Below are 18483 nucleotides of genomic sequence, written 5' to 3' on the forward strand. Positions count from 1 at the left end.
GGGCTGCGCGGCCCTGCATCGACGCGGCAGAATCTCCAACGACGTGTGGCGTTCATGATCGTCGGCGCCGTGATCGGGATGACCGGTGACCTGACGCTGAGCCGCATCGGCATGCTGCCGGCCCGGTCCACGTTCGGCCTGGCCCCCGAGCGGGAGGACGGCGGCGGCGGGCGGGTGCTCACCGGCGTCGGCATCTTCCTGTTCGTCTCGGTGCCGCTGATCGTCGTCGGGGCGCTGCTGATCACCTGAGCACGTGGCGGCCGCCGCCGGGCGGTCAGTCCTCCGGCGAACCGGGACTCACGAGGCCCGTCTCGTAGGCGACCACCACCGCCTGGACCCGGTCGCGCAGACTGAGTTTGGCGAGGATGCGGGCGACGTGGGTCTTCACCGTCGCCTCGGACAGGTGCAGCGCGTCCGCGAGTTCGGCGTTGCTCAGACCGCCGGCCAGCAGGCGCAGGACCTCCGTCTCGCGCCGGGTCAACGTGGCCAAATCGCGGTGCACCGCCGCCGTCTGCGGGTCACGGCGGGCGAAGCGCCGCACCAGCCGGCGGGTGATCGCGGGTGCGAGCAGCGCGTCACCGTCCTGGACCATGCGTACGGCCGCCACCAGGTGTTCCGGCGTCACGTCCTTGAGCAGGAAGCCGCTCGCCCCGGCGGCGAGCGCGGCGTAGACGTACTGGTCCAGGTCGAACGTGGTGAGGATGATGATCCGCGGCGCCGCGACCGCCCCGGTGAGGATGCGGCGGGTGGCCTCGAGGCCGTCGAACTCGGGCATGCGCACGTCCATGAGCACCACGTCGGGCCTGGTGCGGCGGACCGCCTCCACCGCCTCCGCGCCCGTCGCCGCCTCGGCCACCACGTCCACCCCACCGGCCGTGAGGATCATGCGGAACCCGGTACGGACCAGCGCCTGGTCGTCGGCGACCACCACTCGTACCGTCATGTCGCCTCCCAGGGGATCAGGGCCTCGACGTGATAACCGGCGCCCGGCCGCGCGCCGGCGCGCAACGTCCCACCGTAGACGGCGAGCCGCTCCCGCAGCCCGATCAGCCCGCGCCCGCCCGTCGCGCGTGCGGCGGCCGGGACGCCGGGCTCGGTGTTGCCGACCTCGATCCGCAGGCTCTCCGGCGCGTACTCGACGACGACGGTGCCGGCGGCACCCGGCGCGTGCCGGACCATGTTGGTCAACGCCTCCTGCACCACCCGGTAGGCCGTCAGCCCGACACCGGAGGTGACCGGCCGGCGCTCGCCCGAGATCGTCAGCCGTACCGGCACGCCGGCGTCACGCATGCGTTCGACCAGCTCCGGCAGGTCGTCGATGCCGGGCTGGGGGTCCTCCGGGGCGCCCGGTTCGGAATCGGCCAGCAGGCCCATGACGTGCCGCAGCTCGGTGAGCGCGGACCGCCCGGTCGACTCGACCGCCAGCAGCGCCTCCCGCGCCTGGTCCGGTGCGGCGGCGAGCACCGTCCGGGCGGCGCCGGCCTGGATGACCATCACGCTGACGTGATGCGTCACGACGTCGTGCAGTTCGCGGGCGATGCGGGCCCGCTCACCGGCGACCGCGTCGCGCAGCGCCCGCTCGTGGGCGCGGGCCTCGGCGGTGAGCCGCTGCCGGTCCTCACCTGCCCGTCGCCGCCACACGTGGTGGCCGCCCGCGGCGGCCACCAGCGGGGCCAGCACGACGAACGGCAGATAATCCGCGGACACCGTGACCGGCATCAGCTCCCGCAGGCCCAGGGCGAGCAGCGCCACCACCGGGACTGATGCCAGCACCGGCAGCCGGTACGGGCTGTGCGCCGCCGCGCTGTAGACGGCGACGAGGCAGGTCAGCACCACGCACGAGTACAGGGCGGGCTGCCGGTCCCCATCGGTCACCAGCACCGGTGACGCGGCGGCCATCGTCGCCCAGAGCACCGCGAGGGGATACCGGCGGCGCAGCACCAGCGGCGCGCACATGACGAAGACCAGCAGCAGCGCCCCGAGCGTCGACCCGGGCGGCGCCGGCTGCACCTCCGGGGGGACCGCCGACGGCGGCAGCGGCAGCGGCGGCGGCAACGGCGGGGGCGGGACGCCGACGTCGTCGGTGGCGACCTGGAAGCACACCAGCCCGAGCACACCCGCCAGCGCCGCGTCGAGCAGCAGCGCCCGCCAGCCCGGCCTCGGCAGCGGTCCCGTCGCCACGATGCCTCTCACGAGCCACATTCTCGCCGCCGGCGCCCGCCGGGGCATCGGCCCCGGTATGCACTGCGACTACATCACAGGGATGACCCCGGACGAAGATCCACCTCCGGCGGTACGGCGGTGCGTCGCCGGGCCGATGCCCGGACCTCCGGCCTGCCCCTAACGTCACGGCGTCCAATCGACCGCTGACAAGGGGCGACACATGACCGATCCGGTGATCGACGTATACGGGGTGACCCGCCGCTACGGCGAGGGGCCGCCCGCGCTGCACGACGTGTCGCTGACCGTCCGGCCCGGCGAGTGCGTGGCAGTGCTCGGCCCGTCCGGCAGCGGAAAGTCCACGCTGCTCAACCTGCTCGCCGCGCTGGACCGGCCGGACGCCGGCACGGTGACCGTCGCGGGCACCCGGCTGGAGAAGCTCGGCGAGGCCGCGTCGGCCCGGTTCCGGCGCGCACACGTGGGCCTGGTCTTCCAGTTCTTCAACCTGCTCGACGACCTGACCGTGCTGGACAACGTACTGCTGCCCGCACAACTCGCCGGCGCGCCGGCCCGCGCGTCGCGCGCACACGCGGCCTCCCTGCTGGACTCGCTCGGCATCGCCCGGCACGCGCACGCGTACCCGGGACGCCTCTCCGGCGGTGAGCGCCAGCGTGTCGCCGTCGCCCGGGCCCTGGTCAACCGGCCCGCGCTCCTGCTGGCCGACGAGCCGACCGGCGCGCTGGACACCGCCTCCGGGGAGGACGTCCGGCGCCTGCTCGACGACCTGCACCGCAGCGGCCAGACGATCGTGCTCGTCACCCACGACCTGCGACTGGCCGAGGCGTCCGCCGGCCGTACGATCCGCCTGCGCGACGGCCGGGTCGAGGTGCCACGGTGAGCGGGCTGCGCCGGGTCGTCCGGTCCGGCGTACGTCGCCGCCGGGTGCAGACAGTCGTCGTCGGTCTGGTCACCGCGGCCGCCGTGACCGCCACGGTGCTCGGCGCCGGGCTGCTCGTTGCGTCGCAGGCGCCCTTCGACGACGCGTTCGCCGCCCAGCGGGGAGCGCACCTGACCGTGCGGGCGGACTCCGGCGCGGTGACGGAACCACAGCTCGTCGCGTCGGCCTCGGCGCCGGGCGTGGTGGCCGCCGCCGGCCCGTACCGGGTGCTGGTGGTCGCCTTCACGGAGCGCGGCGGGATGCGGACACCGCCGCTGACAGTCGTCGTCCGCGCCGACCCCGGCGGCCCCGTCGACCGCATCGAGCTGGCCGGCGGGCGGTGGCCGGCCGGTCCGGACGAGATCGTGCTCAGCGGCGGCGCCGTCCGCGTGCCGCCCGGCTCCCGCCTGACCACACCCGGCGGCTCCGAGTTCACAGTGGTCGGTACGGCCCGGTCGATCAGCGGCACCGCCGGGGCCTGGGTGCTGCCGTCCGCCGTCGGCGTACTCGACGGGCCGGACACGGCGGACGGGTACCAGATGCTGTACCGGTTCGCGGACGCGCGCACCGCGACGGAGGTCGGGACCGGCCGGGACGCCGTGGTCGCCACGCTGCCCGCCGGCGCGGTCACCGGCGCCCGATCCTGGCTCGACGTCCGGCAGCAGGCAGTCGAGGACGCGGCCGTCTTCGTGCCGTTCCTCGTCGCGTTCGCGCTGCTCGGCATCGTGATGGCGCTGCTGGTGGTCGGCACTGTGGTCGCCGGGACGGTCGGTGCCGCCACCCGCCGGATCGGCATCCTCAAGGCGCTCGGCTGCACCCCCGCCGGCGTCGTCCGCGCGTTCGTCGCGCAGACGCTGGTTCCGGCCGCCGTCGGCGCCGTCGCCGGAGCGGTCACCGGGAACCTCGTCGCGCTGCCGGTACTGGCCGAGACCGAGCAGGTCTACGGCTCGGCGAACGCCACCATCGCCTGGTGGGTGACAGTCCTGGCCACCGGCGGGGTGCTGGCGGTGGTGACGCTGACCGCGTGGGCCGCCGCGCTGAGGGCGGGCCGGCTGCGCACCGTGGACGCGATCGCGGTCGGACGGGCGTCCGGTCCGGCCCGGGGCCGGTGGGCGTCGCGCCTGGCGGCACGGTTGCCGGTGTCCAGGCCGGTGGGCCTCGGCCTGGGCCGCCCGTTCGCCCGGCCGGCGCGCACGGTCGCGATCCTGCTGGCGGTCGCGACCGGCGCGGCGGCGGTGACGTTCGCGACCGGGCTCGCCGCGTCGCTGCTGCGCATCCAGACCGCGCTTACCCAGGACGTCGCGGACGTCACGGTGAACGGCGACCCGGCCGCCGGACCGGCCGCCGCTCCCACAGCCGCTCCTGCCGCGGTGCTGGCGGCGATCGACGCGCAGCCGGGCACCCGCGCCAGGTACGGCCTCACGCAGGCACCGGGCGCCGTCGCGGGCGTCGCCGATCCGGTCTCCGTCACGACGATCAGCGGCGACGCGGCGTGGGACGGCTTCGAGATGGTGTCCGGACGCTGGTTCACCGCACCCGGCGAGGCCGTCGCCGGCGGACCCCTGCTGACCGCGACCGGAGCCCGGATCGGTGACACCGTCACGGTCCGGATCGAGGGCACGCCCCTACGCCTGCGCATCGTCGGCGAGGTGTTCGAGTCCGTCATGGCGGTGTTCACCGGCACCGCCACGCCCACCGGCCGGAACCCGTCCGAGTACCGCGTCGCGCTCGCCCCGGACACCGACGCCGACGCCTACGCGCGGGCGCTGACCGGCGCACTCGCCGGCCGGGGCCTCACGGCGCGGCCGAGCGGCGGGGAGACCGACCCGCTCCTGCTGGTCGTGGAGGGGCTGACCGCCACGCTGACCCTGCTGCTCCTCGCGGTGGCCGCGCTGGGTGTGCTCAACATGCTCGTCCTCGACCTGCGCGACCGGGTCCACGACCTCGGCGTGCACAAGGCGCTCGGCATGACGCCGGGCCAGACGATCGCGATGGTGGTCGCGTCCGTCGCCGGGGTCGGCCTGGTCGGCGGGCTGCTCGGCGTACCCGCGGGTGTGGCGATGCACCGGCTCGTCGTCCCCATGATGGCCGCCGGCGGCGGACTGCACCTGCCGGCGAGTCTGCTCGACGTGTACGGACCGCTCCTCCTGACGGCACTGGCGCTGGGCGGACCGCTGACGGCCCTGCTCGGAGCGCTGCTGCCGGCCGGGTGGGCGGCCCGGACCCGGACCGCGACGGCCCTGCGGAGCGAGTAGCGCCCCCGGCGGCTCCACGGGTGTCGGCGGGGCCGGTTATGGTCCCGGCACACTGCGGGCGATCAAGGAGACGGTGTGCGCAGATTCGAGTTCGTGGGCGGCAGCTCGGCCAAGTTCTGGGAGGTCGGGCAGCGCGACGCGACGGTGACGGTCCGCTATGGATCCATCGGCGCGCAGGGCCGCACCCAGGTCAAGGAACTGGGTTCGCCGGCCGAGGCCGCCGCGCACGCCGACCGGCTGATCGCGGAGAAACTGCGCAAGGGGTACGCCGAGACGTCGGTCGCGCCTTCCGCCGGGCACACCGGAGCGCCCGCCGCCGAGCCGGTCGCGCCGGGCCACGGCCCGGACGGGGCCGACGCCGATCCGGCCGGAGCCGCGCCGGTCACCGCTGTGGCGTCGACTGACGAACTGCCGGACGAGGACGCGTTCGAGGTTCCGGCCGGCTGGCGGCGGATGCTGGTCCCGCGCCGGGGCGGTACGCCGGGCCCGGCCCTGCCGAGCGCCGCGAAGGGCCGGGCCGCCGGGCGGAAGGTGCTGGACTCGGTGGCCGCCCCGGTGGCCGCCACCGCGCAGGCCAGGGATGATCCGGAGCTGGGCCCGGCGCTGCGCGGCTACCTCGACGGCGAGCCCGGTCCGCTGGGCGGGGCCGCGCTGGTGGCGGCAGTGGCGGTGGCGCTCGGCTATCACGGCCGCGACCAGCAGGGGGTGGCCCTCGCCGACCTGCTGGTCGCCGATCTCGGCCCGGCCGGCGCGGCTGTCGCAGTGACGGAGCAGATCACCGTGGCGGCCACCGGGCCGGCGTCCCCGGCGCTGCTGAACCGCACCGAGGCGGAGAAGTCACACAACTACGGCCACTGGCGTCTGCGCCAGTCCGTGCTGCGCCGGGTTCGCGCGCACCTCGCGGCGGCCGGTGACGCCGACCACGCCGCCGTCCGCGCCGCGCTGGTCCCGTACCGGTCCGGGGCGCTGGCGGCGCGGGCGGTCACCTCGTTCCTGCTGCCCACCGAGCGGGACTGGGTGGCCCAGGACGTCGCCGACGTGGCGCGCGACGGGGGCCCGCTGCTCGCCGAGTTGCTGCTTTGCGCGGTTGACGACGTGGACGCGATCCACGCCCTCGACGGGCACCTGGCGGTCTACCGGCTGATGTACGACCAGGCGCCGGTCGTCACCGCCACCGCGGCGGTCGGGCCGCCGATCGCGCCGGTGCTGGCCGGGTGGTTCGACCACGAGCACACCGGCGCGGACGGGCGGCAGCGGCTGGTGTCGCTGCTGGCGGCGCTGCCCGGCGACGAGCCGATGACGGCGCTGCTCGACCGGCTGGACCGCAGGTACGTCCCGCCCGCGGTGACGGAGATGCTGCGCCGCTTCCCGGTGCGCGGTGTGCGCCTGCTGTCCGCCGCCGCCGAGGGGCGCAGCCCGGCGGCGCGGGAGGCCGCGACGTTGCTGCGCGCGCACGTGCTGGCCAACCCGGCGGCCGTCGAGGCGGCGCTGCCGGCGCTGGGCCCGGCGCAGCGGGAGCGGATCGAGCGGATCCGCGACGACGCGTCCGCGCTGCCGGTCGCCGCGCCGGACCGGCTGCCGCCGGTGCTGGTGTCCCCGCCCTGGTCGGTCCGGCGCCCACGGCCCACCCCGCCGGTGGTGGACGGGCTGGCCCGCCCCGCCGGGTCCGCCATGGCCTGGCTGCCGGGGGAGCGGGAGCGGTGGGCCGCGATCGTGCCCGGCTGGGCCGGCTACTGGCGGGGTGACGACCTCGCCGTGCTCGCCACCGAGGTCGCCGAAGGGCGGGCCGCGTCGTATGCGGCGATCCACTTCTTCGTCCGGGCCACCGAGGAGCTGGCCCGGCCGCTGCTGCCGTCCTGGCGGCCCGGCGAGTCCTGGGGCGCCGACCGGTGGATGGTGCGCCTCGCCGGCCGGTACGGGCTGGACGCGCTGCCCACCGCCCTGCACCTGGCCCGTACCGCGCCGAAGGGCGTCGGCGAGGTGCTGCTGCCGTACGCCGACGGTGAGGTCGCCGACCTGATGGCCGACTGGCTCGACCGGCTCAAGACGGTCCGCCCGACCGCCCGGGCCTGGCTGCGGCGGCACCCGGAGTACGCCACGCGGGCGCTGCTGCCGGCCGCCCTGGGCACGCCCGGCCCGCCCCGCCGGGCCGCCGAACGGGCGCTGCGCCTGGTCGCCGTGGAGCACCGCGAGGTACTCCTGGGCGTGGCGCGGGAGAACGGCGACGAGGCGCTCGCCGCAGCCACGGCGATGCTCGACGCCGACCCGCTGGTCCAGCTCCCGGCCCGGATGCCGAGCCTGCCGGCCTGGCTGGACCCGGCGGTGCTACCGCAGGTGCTGCTGCGGGACCGCTCGGCGGCGCTGCCCGCCGACGCGGTACGTCACCTCTGCACGATGCTCGCCATCTCCTCGCCCGGCGAGCCGTACCCGGGGGTGGAGGTCGTCCGCGCGGCGTGCGACACCGACTCCCTGGCGGAGTTCGCCTGGGCGCTGTTCGAGAGCTGGCAGAGCGCCGGCGCGCCGTCGAAGGACGGCTGGGCCTTCACCGCGCTGGGCCTGCTCGGCGACGACTCGGCCGCGCGGCGGCTCGCGCCGCTGGTCCGGGCCTGGCCCGGCGAGAGCCAGCACACGCGGGCGGTGACCGGCCTGGAGGTGCTGGCGCAGATCGGCACCGACGTGGCGCTGATGCACCTCTACGGCATCTCGCAGAAGGTGAAGTTCCGGGGCCTGCGGGAGCAGGCGGCGCGCAAGGTCACCGAGGTCGCCGACGGGCTGGGCCTGACGCCCGAGCAGCTCGGCGACCGGCTGGTGCCCGACCTCGGCCTGGACGCCGACGGCAGCCTGGTCCTCGACTACGGGCCGCGCCGGTTCACCGTCGGCTTCGACGAGCAGCTCAAGCCGTACGTGGTGGACGGCACCGGCGCCCGACGCAAGGATCTGCCCAAGCCCGGCGCCCGGGACGACGCCACGCTGGCGCCCGCCGCGCACAAGCGCTTCGCCGGCCTGAAGAAGGACGTGCGCACGCTCGCCGCCGACCAGATCCGCCGCTTCGAGGCGGCCATGGTGACCGGGCGGCGCTGGCCGGCCGCGGACTTCCGCCGCTACTTCCTGTCCCACCCGCTGCTCTGGCACGTCGTCCGCCGGCTGGTCTGGGCCACTGTGGACGAGGCGGGGACGGTGGGCACCGCGTTCCGGGTGGCCGAGGATCGCACGCTCGCCGACGTCGACGACGAGACGTACGCGCTGCCCGACGACGCGACGGTCACCATCGCCCACCCGTTGCACCTCGGCGCGGCGGTGCCGGCGTGGGCGGAGGTCTTCGCCGACTACGAGATCCTCCAGCCCTTCCCGCAGCTCGGCCGCGAGGTGTACCGGCTGGACGCGGCCGAGCGCGGCGAGGCGCTGCTGCACCGCCACATGGGCGTCACGGTCCCGGCCGGGCGGCTGCTCAGCCTGGAACGGCGGGGCTGGCGGCGCGGCATGCCGCAGGACGCCGGCATCCAGAGCTGGCTGGAACGCGACGTCCCCGGCGACCGGGCCGTGGTGATCGACCTGGACCCCGGCATCGCGGTCGGCGTGGTGGACATGTTCCCCGACCAGAAGATCGAGGCGATCTGGGTGAACGACGTACCGCACGGCGACTGGTTCCCGCGCGGCGGCAAGGTCCGCCTCGGCGACCTGGACGACGTCACCGTCTCCGAGGTGCTGCGCGACCTGGCGGAGGTGACCCGGTGACCACGCTCGACCCGACCGCCGAGCGGGCCCAGCGGCCCCCGGCCGAGGTCCGGTACGCCGACGAGCTGGCCGCGCTGGCCGCCGCCGACGGTGATCCGCGCCCGCCTGGCTGGCGGCTGAGCCTGCGCGCCGCGCGCCGGTTCATCCTCGGCGACCCGGCCGCGGGGATCCGGCGCAAGTTCGTCGGCGACCCGTCGCTGATCGACCGGGCGCTGGTGGCGCTGGCGACCAGCCGCGGGCTGATGCTCGTCGGCGAGCCGGGCACCGCCAAGTCGCTGCTGTCGGAGCTGCTCGCCGCCGCGGTCAGCGGCGACTCGACGCTGACCATCCAGGGCGGCGCGGCCACCACCGAGGACCAGATCCGCTACTCGTGGAACTACGCGCTGCTGGTCGCGGACGGCCCGTCGCCGCGCGCGCTGGTGCCGGCGCCGCTGCTGCGCGGCATGGCCGAGGGGCGGGTGGTCCGCTTCGAGGAGATCACCCGCTGCCCGCTGGAGGTGCAGGACTGCCTGCTCTCCCCGCTGTCGGACCGGGTGCTCGCCATTCCGGAGCTGCCGGGCGCCGACGCCATGGTGTTCGCCCGCGAGGGGTTCAACGTGATCGCCACCGCGAACACCCGGGACCGGGGCGTCAACGAGATGAGCGCCGCGCTCAAGCGGCGGTTCAACTTCGAGACCGTGTTCCCGATCCCCGACCTCGGCACCGAGCTGGAACTGGTGGAGGCGGAGGCGGGCGAGTTGCTGCGCCGCTCCGGTGTGACCGCGCCGCCCCGCCGCGACCTGCTGGAGGTGCTGGTCACCACGTTCCGGGAGCTGCGGACCGGGATCACCGAACGCGGCGACGCGATGGAGCGGCTGTCGGCGGTGATGAGCACCGCGGAGGCGGTGTCGGTGGCGCACGCGGTCGGGCTGCGGGGCTGGTTCCTGCGCGGCGAACCCGGCGACGCCGCCGACCTGGTCGCCTGCCTGGCCGGCACCGCCGCGAAGGACGACGCGGAGGACCTGGCCCGGCTGCGGCGCTACCTGGAACAGCAGGTGTCCCGCCGCTCCGGCGCGCAGTGGCGGGCGGTGCACGACGCCCGGCACCTGCTGCCCGGGTGAGCGCCACCGAGGCGCCCGGCGGCGTCACGTTCCTCGGCGTCCGGCACCACAGTCCGGCCTGCGCCCGGCTGGTCGCGGCCACCGTGGCGCGGCTGCGACCGGCGTACGTGCTGGTGGAGGGGCCGGCCGACCTGAACGGGCGGATGGACGAGCTGCTGCTCGACCACGAGCTGCCGATCGCCGTGTTCACCGCGCACCGCGACGGCACGCGGCGGTACGCCTCCTGGAGCCCGTTCTGCGCGTACTCGCCGGAGTGGGTGGCGCTGACCGCCGGGCGGGAGGCAGGCGCGCAGCTGCGCTTCATCGACCTGCCCGCGTGGCATCCCGCGCTCAGCGACCGCGCCAACCGGTACGCCGACGCCGACCAGCGGTACGCCGAGGCGGTCCGCCGGCTCTGCGCCACGCTCGCCGTGGACAACGTGGACGCGCTCTGGGACCACCTGTTCGAGATCGGCCCGGACGACGGGCTGGCCGAGCGGCTCGATACGTACTTCGACGTGCTGCGCGGCGAGTCGGCGGCCGGGGAGGACGACACCGCCCGGGAGGCGTACATGGCCCGCTGGGTACGCGCCGCCCGGCGCCGGGCCGCCGGCCGCCCGGTGCTGGTGGTGACCGGTGGCTTCCACCGTCCCGCCCTGGTCCGGCTGACCGCGGGTCCGGACGGCACCGGCCCGGACAGCGGCGGCCCGGAGGAGGACGACTGGCCGGAGGTGCCCGCCCCGGCGTCCGGCGCGGTGGCGGGTAGCTACCTCGTGCCGTACTCGTTCCGGCGCCTCGACGCGTTCGTCGGCTACCAGTCCGGCATGCCCTCACCGGCGTACTACCAGCGGGTCTGGGAGGACGGCCCGAGCCGGGCAGCCGAGGCGCTCACCGAGGCGGTGGCGGCCCGGCTGCGTACCCGGCGGCAGCCCGTCTCCACCGCCGACCTGATCGCCGCCCGGAGCATGGCCGGCGGCCTGGCCCGGCTGCGCGGCCACGCCCACCCGGGCCGGGTCGACGTGCTCGACGGGCTGGTCTCCGCGCTGGTCACCGACGCGCTCGACCAGCCGCTGCCGTGGGCGACCCGGGGCACGCTGGCACCCGGCGCCCACCCGGTGGTGGTGGAGATGGTGGCCGCGCTCAGCGGCGACCGGGTGGGCCGCCTGCACCCGGACACGCCGCTCCCGCCGCTCGTGCACGACGTCGACGCCGAGCTGGAACGGCACCGCATCGACGGACACGCGACGGTCGAGCTGGACCTGACCGACGCGGACGACCTCGCCCGCAGCCGTCTGCTGCACCGGCTGCGGCTGCTCGACGTACCCGGCCACACCCGCGAGAGCGGCCCGCGGGTGGGCGCGGACGCGCTGCTCACCGAACGCTGGTCGCCCGCGCCGTCGGCGGACCGGCTCGCCCGGGTGATCGAGGCCGGCGGGTACGGCCCGACGGTCCTGGACGCGGTCACCGCCCGGATCGAGGAGCGGGTGACGCTGATCGGCGCGGACGTGGACGCGCTCGCCACGACGCTGTTCGACACCGCGCTGGCCGGGCTGCCCGAGCACTCTGCTCGCACGCTCACCGCGATCGCCCGCGCCGCCGGCGGGGTCACCGACCTGCGGGCGCTGGGCCGGGCGCTGGCCGTGGCACTGGCCCTGTGGCGGCACGACCGGCTCCTCGGCAGCGCCGGAACCGCCCCGCTGGGCGCGCTGATCATCGCCGCCGTACGCCGCGCGCTCTGGCTCGTCGAGGGCGTACGCGCGGCGGCCGCGCCCGCCGACCCGGGCCGGCTGACCGCGCTCGTCGCGGTCCGGGACGCGGTCCGCCACGCCGGCCCGGCGCTGGGCCTCGACCCGGCCGACGCGCTGGCCGTGGCCGGGCGGGTGGCGGCCGACGCGGCGGCCCCGCCGGACCTGCGCGGCGCGGCGCTGGGCCTGGCCTGGTCGCTGGGCGACGTGCCGGACGCCGCCCGCGCGGTCCGGGCCGTGGCCGCGCCGGACACGCTCGGCGACTGGCTGGGCGGGCTGTTCGCGCTGGCCCGGGAGGAGGTGGCCAGCGGCGACGCGGCGCTGCTCACAGTGGTGGACGAACTGCTCGCCTCGATGGGCGCGCACGACTTCCTGGTGGCGCTGCCGGCGTTGCGGCAGGCGTTCGGCTGGTTCCCGCCCCGGGAACGGGCGGCGGTGGCCCGGCACGTGCAGGCGCTGCACGGCGGCGACGCGCCGCCCGGTGACCTGCTGCGGCTGGACGCCGACCCGCTGCTGGTGGCCGCCGCCCGCGCGGTGGAGGAGAGGGTCGACGCGGTGCTGACCCGGGAAGGGCTGTGGGAGGGGGACGGGACGTGACCGACCCGATGCGGGAACGCTGGCGGCTGGTGCTCGGCGACGCCGCGCAGGACAGCCTGGGCGGCCTGTCGGCCGAGGCGGCCGGCCGGGACGCGGCGCTGGACTGGCTCTACGGCCGCGACGCCGAACTCGGCCGCCGCGACGTGCGGCGGGGCGGGTCCGGCCCGTCCGCCTTGACGACAGTGGACTGGCTGGACGGGATCACCCGGCTGTTCCCGAAGGAGACGGTGCAGCGGCTGGAACGCGACGCCGTCGAGCGGTACGGCATCCACGAGGTCGTCACCGACCCGGCGGTGCTGGCCCGGGTCGAGCCGAATCCGGCGCTGCTGCGCGCGGTGCTGCGCACCAAGCACCTGATGGACCCGCAGGTGCTGCGGCTGGCCCGCAAGCTGGTCGAGGCGGTGGTGCGGCAACTGGTCGAGCGGCTGGCCGCCGACGTCCGGCAGTCGTTCTCCGGGCCCCGGGCGCGCCGCCCCAGCCGGTTCCGGCAGGCCCGCAACTTCGACGTACGGCGCACCATCCGGGCGAACCTGGCGCACTGGCGGCCGGACGAGCGCCGGCTGCACGTACGGCAGCCGCACTTCTTCTCCCGCACCCGCCGCCACCTCGACCGCTGGCAGGTGATCCTGCTGGTGGACCAGTCCGGTTCGATGCTCGGCTCGGTGATCCACGCCGCGGTGACCGCCGCCTGCCTGTGGGGGCTGCCCGGCGTACGGACCCACCTGGTCGCCTTCGACACCGAGGTGGTCGACCTGACCTCCGACGTGGACGACCCGGTGGAGCTGCTGATGAAGGTGCAGCTCGGCGGCGGCACCGACATCGCCCGCGCGGTCGCGTACGGCGCGCAGCTCGTGGAGAACCCGCGCCGGGCCATCGTCGCGCTTGTGTCCGACTTCTACGAGGGCGGGGACGCCGGTCGTCTGGTCCGGTCGGTGAAGCAACTCGTGGAGCAGGGCACGCACGTGCTGGCCCTCGCTGCGCTGGACGAGGAGGCCGACCCGGCGTACGACCGGGCCACCGCCCAGCGGCTGGCCGACGTGGGCGCCGCGGTCGGCGCGATGACACCGGGCGAGCTGGCCGCGTTCGTGGCCGAGCACGTGGGCCGGTAGGGGGACCGCATGACCCGCGACGACCTGATCGCGCTCACCCCGGACGTGCTCGCCGCGCTGAGCAACAGGGGCCTGGTGAAACGCGCCTCCAAGGAGGTCGACGCCGGCGAGCGGCCCACGCTCACCGAGGACGCCGACGGAGCGGTGCGCGCCGCGTACCCGGACGGGGTGACTGTCACGCTCCCGCCGGGCGGCGGGCTGGCGGCCGCCTGCTGCTCCTGCCCGGCGCCGGGCGTGTGCCGGCACCTGCTCGCCGTCGTGCTGACCTACCAGCGCGCGCACGCCGCCACCACGCCGAGCCACGCGGCCGCGCCGGCCCAGCCCGCGGCGCCGGACCGGCATGCCGTGCCGGACCACGACACCGCACCGGACCGGGACGCCGGCGTGTCCGGCCGGGAGGACGCCCTGGGCGGTGGCGAGCCGTGGCGGTGGTCGCCGGGGGACGTCACCGACGCCGAACTGGCCGCCGCGATCGACGCGCCCGCGCTCGCCGCCGCGCAGCGGCGCCGGCGGCGCGGCTACACCGCGGTGGTCCACCGGCCGGACGCCGCCGACCCGGTCCCGCGCGTGGAACTGCCCACCGGTACGGTCCGCTTCCTGGTGCCCCGCCAGATCGGGTACGCGCGCGGCGACGCGGCCGACGACGGGGGCGAGGCGATCGCCCTCGCGGTGTGGGCGTGCCGGACGGCCGACCGGGAGCAGCCGGACCGCTCCGAGGCGCAGGTCCGCGTCGGCGGCGCGGCCAGCGCGACGGACCATCCGGCGCTGGACGCGGCGGTGGCGCTGGCCGCCGACGTGCTGCTGACCGGGGCCGCGCACCTGGGTTCCGGTGTGGCCGCCCGGCTCGCGGCGGCCCGGCGCGACCTCGACGCGGCCGGTCTGCGCTGGCCGCTGCTGGCGGTGGACGACCTGGCCGGGCAACTGGAGGCGTACGCCGCGCGCGGCGCCCGGTACCGGCCGGAGACGTTCGCCGGCCTGCTCGCCGAGCTGCCCGCGCGGCGGCGCGCGGTGGCCAACTCCGGTGCCACGCCGCCGGAGCGGGTGCTGGGCACCCACGAGCCGGCGGAGACGCCGCTGCGGCGGGTACGCCTGACCGGCCTCGGCGTCCGGGTCCGGGAGGGCGGCGGCGAGGTGGGCGTGGACGTGGTGCTCGCCCACCCGGCGGCCGTCTCGGTGCTGGTGCTGCGCCGCGCCTACCCCGTCACCGGCGACGGCCCGCCCACCGGGCACGAACTCGCGGGGCGGCGGGTCACCGGTACCACGCTCGGCGCGCTCGCCACCGGCAACGTGGTCTCCGAGTCGGCGGTGCGCAGCGCCGCGCACCGGCTCCGGTTCGCCGCCGGCCGGCTGGCCCGCACCACAGTCACCCCCGGCACCGGGTCGTGGTCCGAGCTGCCGCCCGGCCTGCTCACCGGTGACCCGGACGCGCTCGCCGCCGAGCTGGCCGGGCGGCCACCCCGGCTGCTGCGTCCCCGCACCGCGGCCGAGTCGGTGCGGGTCCTCGCGCTCGGCGAGGTGCGCGCCATCGGGTACGCGGCCGGTGAGCAGCGCCTCGACGCCACCGTGACCGGGGCCGACGGCGGCACGGCGACTGTCACCGCGACCCACCACGCCGCCGCACCGGGCGCGCTCGACGCGCTCGCGGCGGCGCTCGACGGCACACACGGGCGGCCGCGCTACGTCAGCGGGACGGTGCGCCGCGGCGCCGACGGACTCGTCGTCGAGCCGCTGGCGGTGGTCGCCGACGCGGTGGTCGTACCGGATCTGGCGCCCGGCGCGGGCGACGGGCGGCTGGCCGGCGCGGTCGACGCCCGGCCCGACCCGGTCGCGGCCGCGCTGGGTACGGCGTCGGCGCTGCTCGCCCAGGCCGCGCACACCGGCCTGCGGCACCTGCCGGCCGGCTTCCCCGACCGGTTGCGCGCGACGGCGGCCGGGCTCGGCGGAGCCGGCCTGGACCGCTGCGGCGCGGCCCTGTCCGGACTGGCCGGTGCGCTCGGCGCCGACCCCGGCGAACCGGCGGTACGGGCCTGGGTCGACGCCTGGATCCGGCTGTCGGTCACGGCGGAGTCCCGGTGAGCCGGTCCCCACGGCCGGGAAGGCTCGCTACCGGAATGTGGGCCAGTGCTCCGGCCTTTTGGCCGGGGGTGAGGGCCCGCGCTGGGAGGCCCGTTAGGCCTGAGCAGTGCCTTGACCGGGACGGTTCTGCTGGTCCATGTACTGCTTCACGAGGCTCAGTGGTGCGCCGGCGACGGAGCCCGCGAAGTACGAGCCCGACCAGAGCTTGTTGGCCCGGTAGTAGTGGTGCACCAGGTCGGGGAACTCCTGCCGCAGGCGACGCGAGGACACGCCCTTGAGGCTGTTGACCAGCCGGGTCACCGCCACCTTCGGCGGGAAGTTCACGAGCAGGTGGACGTGGTTGTTCTCGCCGTTGAACTGCACCAGCTCGGCCTCGAAGTCGGCGCAGACATATCGCATGATCGCCTCAATCCGGGTCAGGTGCCGGCCGGCGAACACCTTATGCCGAAACTTCGTCACGAGGACCAAGTAGACATGCATCGCGAAAACGCAGTGCCTGCCAGTACGGATGCCTGAAGCTTCAGCCATAGACCAAGTTGATACGGTGCTTGTTGTGCAGCTTCGTTACCAGTTCCGCGTCTACCCGACGCCCGGCCAGCAGATCGAGCTGGCTCGGGCGTTCGGGTGCGCGCGGGTGGTGTTCAACGACGGGCTGCGCCTGCGTCAGCAGGCACGGAAACAAGGCTTGCCGTACGTCTCGGACGCCGAGTTGTCCCGCCGTCTGATCACCGAGGCGAAGGCGACCCCGGAGCGGGCGTGGCTGGGTGAAGTCTCGGCCGTGGTGCTGCAGCAGGCACTCGCGGATCTGAACACGGCCTACCGTAACTTCTTCGCCTCGATCTCGGGCAAGCGCAAGGGACGCACGGTCGCGCCGCCGCGGTTTCGGTCGCGCAAGGACAACCGGCAGGCCATCCGGTTCACGAAGAACTCCCGGTTCAAGGTTCTCGACAACGGCCGCCTGCGGCTGCCGAAGGTCGGCGACCTCGCGGTCCGCTGGTCACGGACGCTGCCCTCGGCCCCGTCCAGCGTGGCGATCATCAAGGACGCGGCCGGGCGGTACTTCGCCTCGTTCGTCGTGCAGACCACCGTCGAGCCGCTGCCCGAGCTGGACTCGCAGGTGGGTATCGACCTGGGCCTGACACACTTCGCCGTACTCTCGGACGGTACGAAGGTGGCCGCACCAAAGTTCCTGCGCCGCGCGGCCCGCAGGCTCAAGCGGCTGCAACAGGCCCTTTCCCGCAAGCAGAAGGGCTCGGCCAACCACAGGAAGGCCGTTGTCAAGGTCGCCCGTGCTCACGCGCAGGTGGTCGACACCCGCCGGGACTGGCAGCACAAGCTCTCGACGCAGATCATCCGCGACAACCAAGCGGTGTACGTCGAAGACCTGTGCGTGACCGGTCTCGGCAGGACCCGGTTGGCCAAGAGCGTCCACGACGCCGGGTGGGCCAGTTTCATCGCCATGCTGCAGTACAAGGCCGCCCGGCACGGGCGCACCTTCGGCCGGGTGGACCGGTTCTTCCCGTCCACCCGCATGTGCTCGAAGTGTGGACGCATCAACGACAAGATGGCCCTGGACATCCGAGCGTGGGACTGCCCCTGCGGAGCAGCCCACGACCGGGACGTGAACGCGGCGCTGAACGTGTTGGCCGCCGGACAGGCGGACAACGGAAACGACCGTGGAGCGCAGGTAAGACCGGGACGCGTCCCGGCGCCGCGCGGTGAAGCGGTAACCCACCCAGACGCCGCGCCGTCCACGCGCAGCGTGGAAGGAATCTCCGTCCTTCAGGGCGGAAAAGGATGTCAAGGTGTGGCGGTGGCGACCACAGCGGCGCAGGAGATCCAGGTGGGAGAGCGGCTGGTCCGCGTCTCCAGCCCCGACAAGCCCTACTTCCCGGAGCGCGGGCTGACCAAGCTGGACGTGGTCCGCTACTTCCTGTCCGTCGGCGACGGCATCCTGCGCGCGCTGCGGGACCGGCCGACCATGCTGGAACGCTGGCCGCGCGGCGTGTTCGAGGGCGCCAAGGTCGCCACCCGGCAGACCAACAAGGGTGACGCGTTCTACCAGAAGCGCCTCCCGGCCGGCGCGCCCGACTGGGTCCGCACCGCGCACATCACGTTCCCCAGTGGCCGCACCGCCGACGAGGTGGCGCCGAGCGAGCTTGCGGTGGTGATCTGGGCGGCCAACCTGGGCACGCTGCGGTTCCACCCGTGGCCGGTGTCCAAGGACGACGTGGAACACCCCGACCAGCTGCGCATCGACCTCGACCCGATGCCCGGAGTCGACTTCGCGCAGGTGGTGCCGGTGGCGCACGAGGTACGCGCGTACCTGGCCGAGCTGGGCCTGGAGGGCTTCCCGAAGACCACCGGCGGGCGCGGCATCCACGTCTACGTCTCGATCGAGCCGCGCTGGAGCTTCGGCGAGTGCCGGCGGGCCGTCCTGGCGCTGGGCCGGGAGATGCAGCGCCGCCTGCCCGACCTGGTCACCACCACCTGGTGGCGTGACCAGCGGGACCGGCCGGTCTTCGTCGACTACAACCAGATGGCCCGCGACCACACGATGACCTCGGCGTACTCGATCCGGCCGACGCCGGCGGCGCTGGTCTCGGCGCCGCTGGACTGGTCCGAGCTGGACGGCGCCCGGCCCGAGGACTTCGACGTGCTCACCATGCCGGCGCGGTTCGCCGGGCGCGGCGACCCGCACGCCGGGCTGGACAGGCGGCGGTACTCGCTCCAGCCGCTGCTCGACCGGGCCGACGCCGAAGGGCTGGAGTCGCCGCCGGAACGCTGACC

12 protein-coding genes and 1 pseudogene are annotated in these 18483 nt (G+C 75.5%); 10 read left to right on the forward strand and 3 right to left on the reverse strand.

From position 1 onward, the window contains the following. The first annotated feature begins 45 nt into the window (after positions 1-45). A complete protein-coding gene (locus tag ABIH81_RS22175; protein WP_349876813.1) occupies positions 46-249 on the forward strand; it encodes a hypothetical protein in 204 nt (67 codons plus the stop codon). Positions 250-274: 25 nt separating this feature from the next. On the opposite strand, the gene ABIH81_RS22180 is transcribed toward ABIH81_RS22175, so the two are convergent. After that, on the reverse strand, positions 275-943 hold the full coding sequence (locus ABIH81_RS22180; RefSeq protein WP_349876814.1) for a response regulator transcription factor: 669 nt from the start codon (positions 941-943) through the stop codon (positions 275-277). Then, entirely contained in the window at positions 940-2202 is a 1263-nt protein-coding gene (locus tag ABIH81_RS22185; protein WP_349876815.1) for a histidine kinase, read from the reverse strand. The genes ABIH81_RS22180 and ABIH81_RS22185 overlap by 4 nt, the downstream gene beginning before the upstream one ends. A gap of 181 nt (positions 2203-2383) precedes the next feature. On the opposite strand from ABIH81_RS22185, the gene ABIH81_RS22190 reads away from it, so the two are divergent. The 7 genes from ABIH81_RS22190 (at position 2384) to ABIH81_RS22220 (ending at position 15693) form a co-directional block, all read left to right on the forward strand. Further along, positions 2384-3058: an ABC transporter ATP-binding protein gene (locus ABIH81_RS22190; RefSeq protein ID WP_349876816.1), complete on the forward strand. Its 675-nt coding sequence runs from the start codon at positions 2384-2386 to the stop codon at positions 3056-3058. Further along, complete coding sequence (locus ABIH81_RS22195) at positions 3055-5352, forward strand: FtsX-like permease family protein (protein ID WP_349876817.1); 2298 nt, start codon at positions 3055-3057, stop codon at positions 5350-5352. The genes ABIH81_RS22190 and ABIH81_RS22195 overlap by 4 nt, the downstream gene beginning before the upstream one ends. 75 nt (positions 5353-5427) lie before the next feature. Further along, complete coding sequence (locus ABIH81_RS22200; protein WP_349876818.1) at positions 5428-9087, forward strand: DUF4132 domain-containing protein; 3660 nt, start codon at positions 5428-5430, stop codon at positions 9085-9087. Further along, positions 9084-10187 (forward strand): AAA family ATPase, encoded by a 1104-nt coding sequence (locus ABIH81_RS22205; protein WP_349876819.1) that lies wholly within the window; start codon positions 9084-9086, stop codon positions 10185-10187. The genes ABIH81_RS22200 and ABIH81_RS22205 overlap by 4 nt, the downstream gene beginning before the upstream one ends. Next, positions 10184-12508 (forward strand): DUF5682 family protein, encoded by a 2325-nt coding sequence (locus ABIH81_RS22210; RefSeq protein ID WP_349876820.1) that lies wholly within the window; start codon positions 10184-10186, stop codon positions 12506-12508. Before ABIH81_RS22205 ends, ABIH81_RS22210 begins: the two co-directional genes overlap by 4 nt. Further along, positions 12505-13617 carry a VWA domain-containing protein gene (locus tag ABIH81_RS22215; RefSeq protein WP_349876821.1) on the forward strand — a complete coding sequence of 371 codons (1113 nt, stop codon included), beginning with the start codon at positions 12505-12507 and terminating at the stop codon, positions 13615-13617. The genes ABIH81_RS22210 and ABIH81_RS22215 overlap by 4 nt, the downstream gene beginning before the upstream one ends. Before the next feature lie 9 nt (positions 13618-13626). Next, positions 13627-15693 carry an SWIM zinc finger family protein gene (locus ABIH81_RS22220; protein ID WP_349876822.1) on the forward strand — a complete coding sequence of 689 codons (2067 nt, stop codon included), beginning with the start codon at positions 13627-13629 and terminating at the stop codon, positions 15691-15693. 93 nt (positions 15694-15786) lie between these two features. Here the strand turns inward: ABIH81_RS22220 and tnpA are convergent, their stop codons facing one another. Continuing rightward, positions 15787-16221, reverse strand: a complete 435-nt coding sequence (gene tnpA / locus ABIH81_RS22225) for an IS200/IS605 family transposase (RefSeq protein ID WP_349876507.1) — start codon at positions 16219-16221, stop codon at positions 15787-15789. Here tnpA and ABIH81_RS22230 point away from each other — a divergent pair. Then, positions 16202-17281, forward strand: a pseudogene (locus ABIH81_RS22230) (transposase); the annotation flags it as partial. The gene tnpA and the pseudogene ABIH81_RS22230 overlap by 20 nt on opposite strands. A 219-nt stretch (positions 17282-17500) precedes the next feature. After that, positions 17501-18481 (forward strand): DNA primase small subunit domain-containing protein, encoded by a 981-nt coding sequence (locus ABIH81_RS22235; protein ID WP_349881177.1) that lies wholly within the window; start codon positions 17501-17503, stop codon positions 18479-18481. Positions 18482-18483: the final 2 nt, after the last annotated feature.

The sequence above is a fragment of the Micromonospora sp. HUAS YX12 genome (assembly GCF_040215685.1).
GTDB classification, from domain to species: Bacteria; Actinomycetota; Actinomycetes; order Mycobacteriales; family Micromonosporaceae; genus Micromonospora; species Micromonospora tulbaghiae.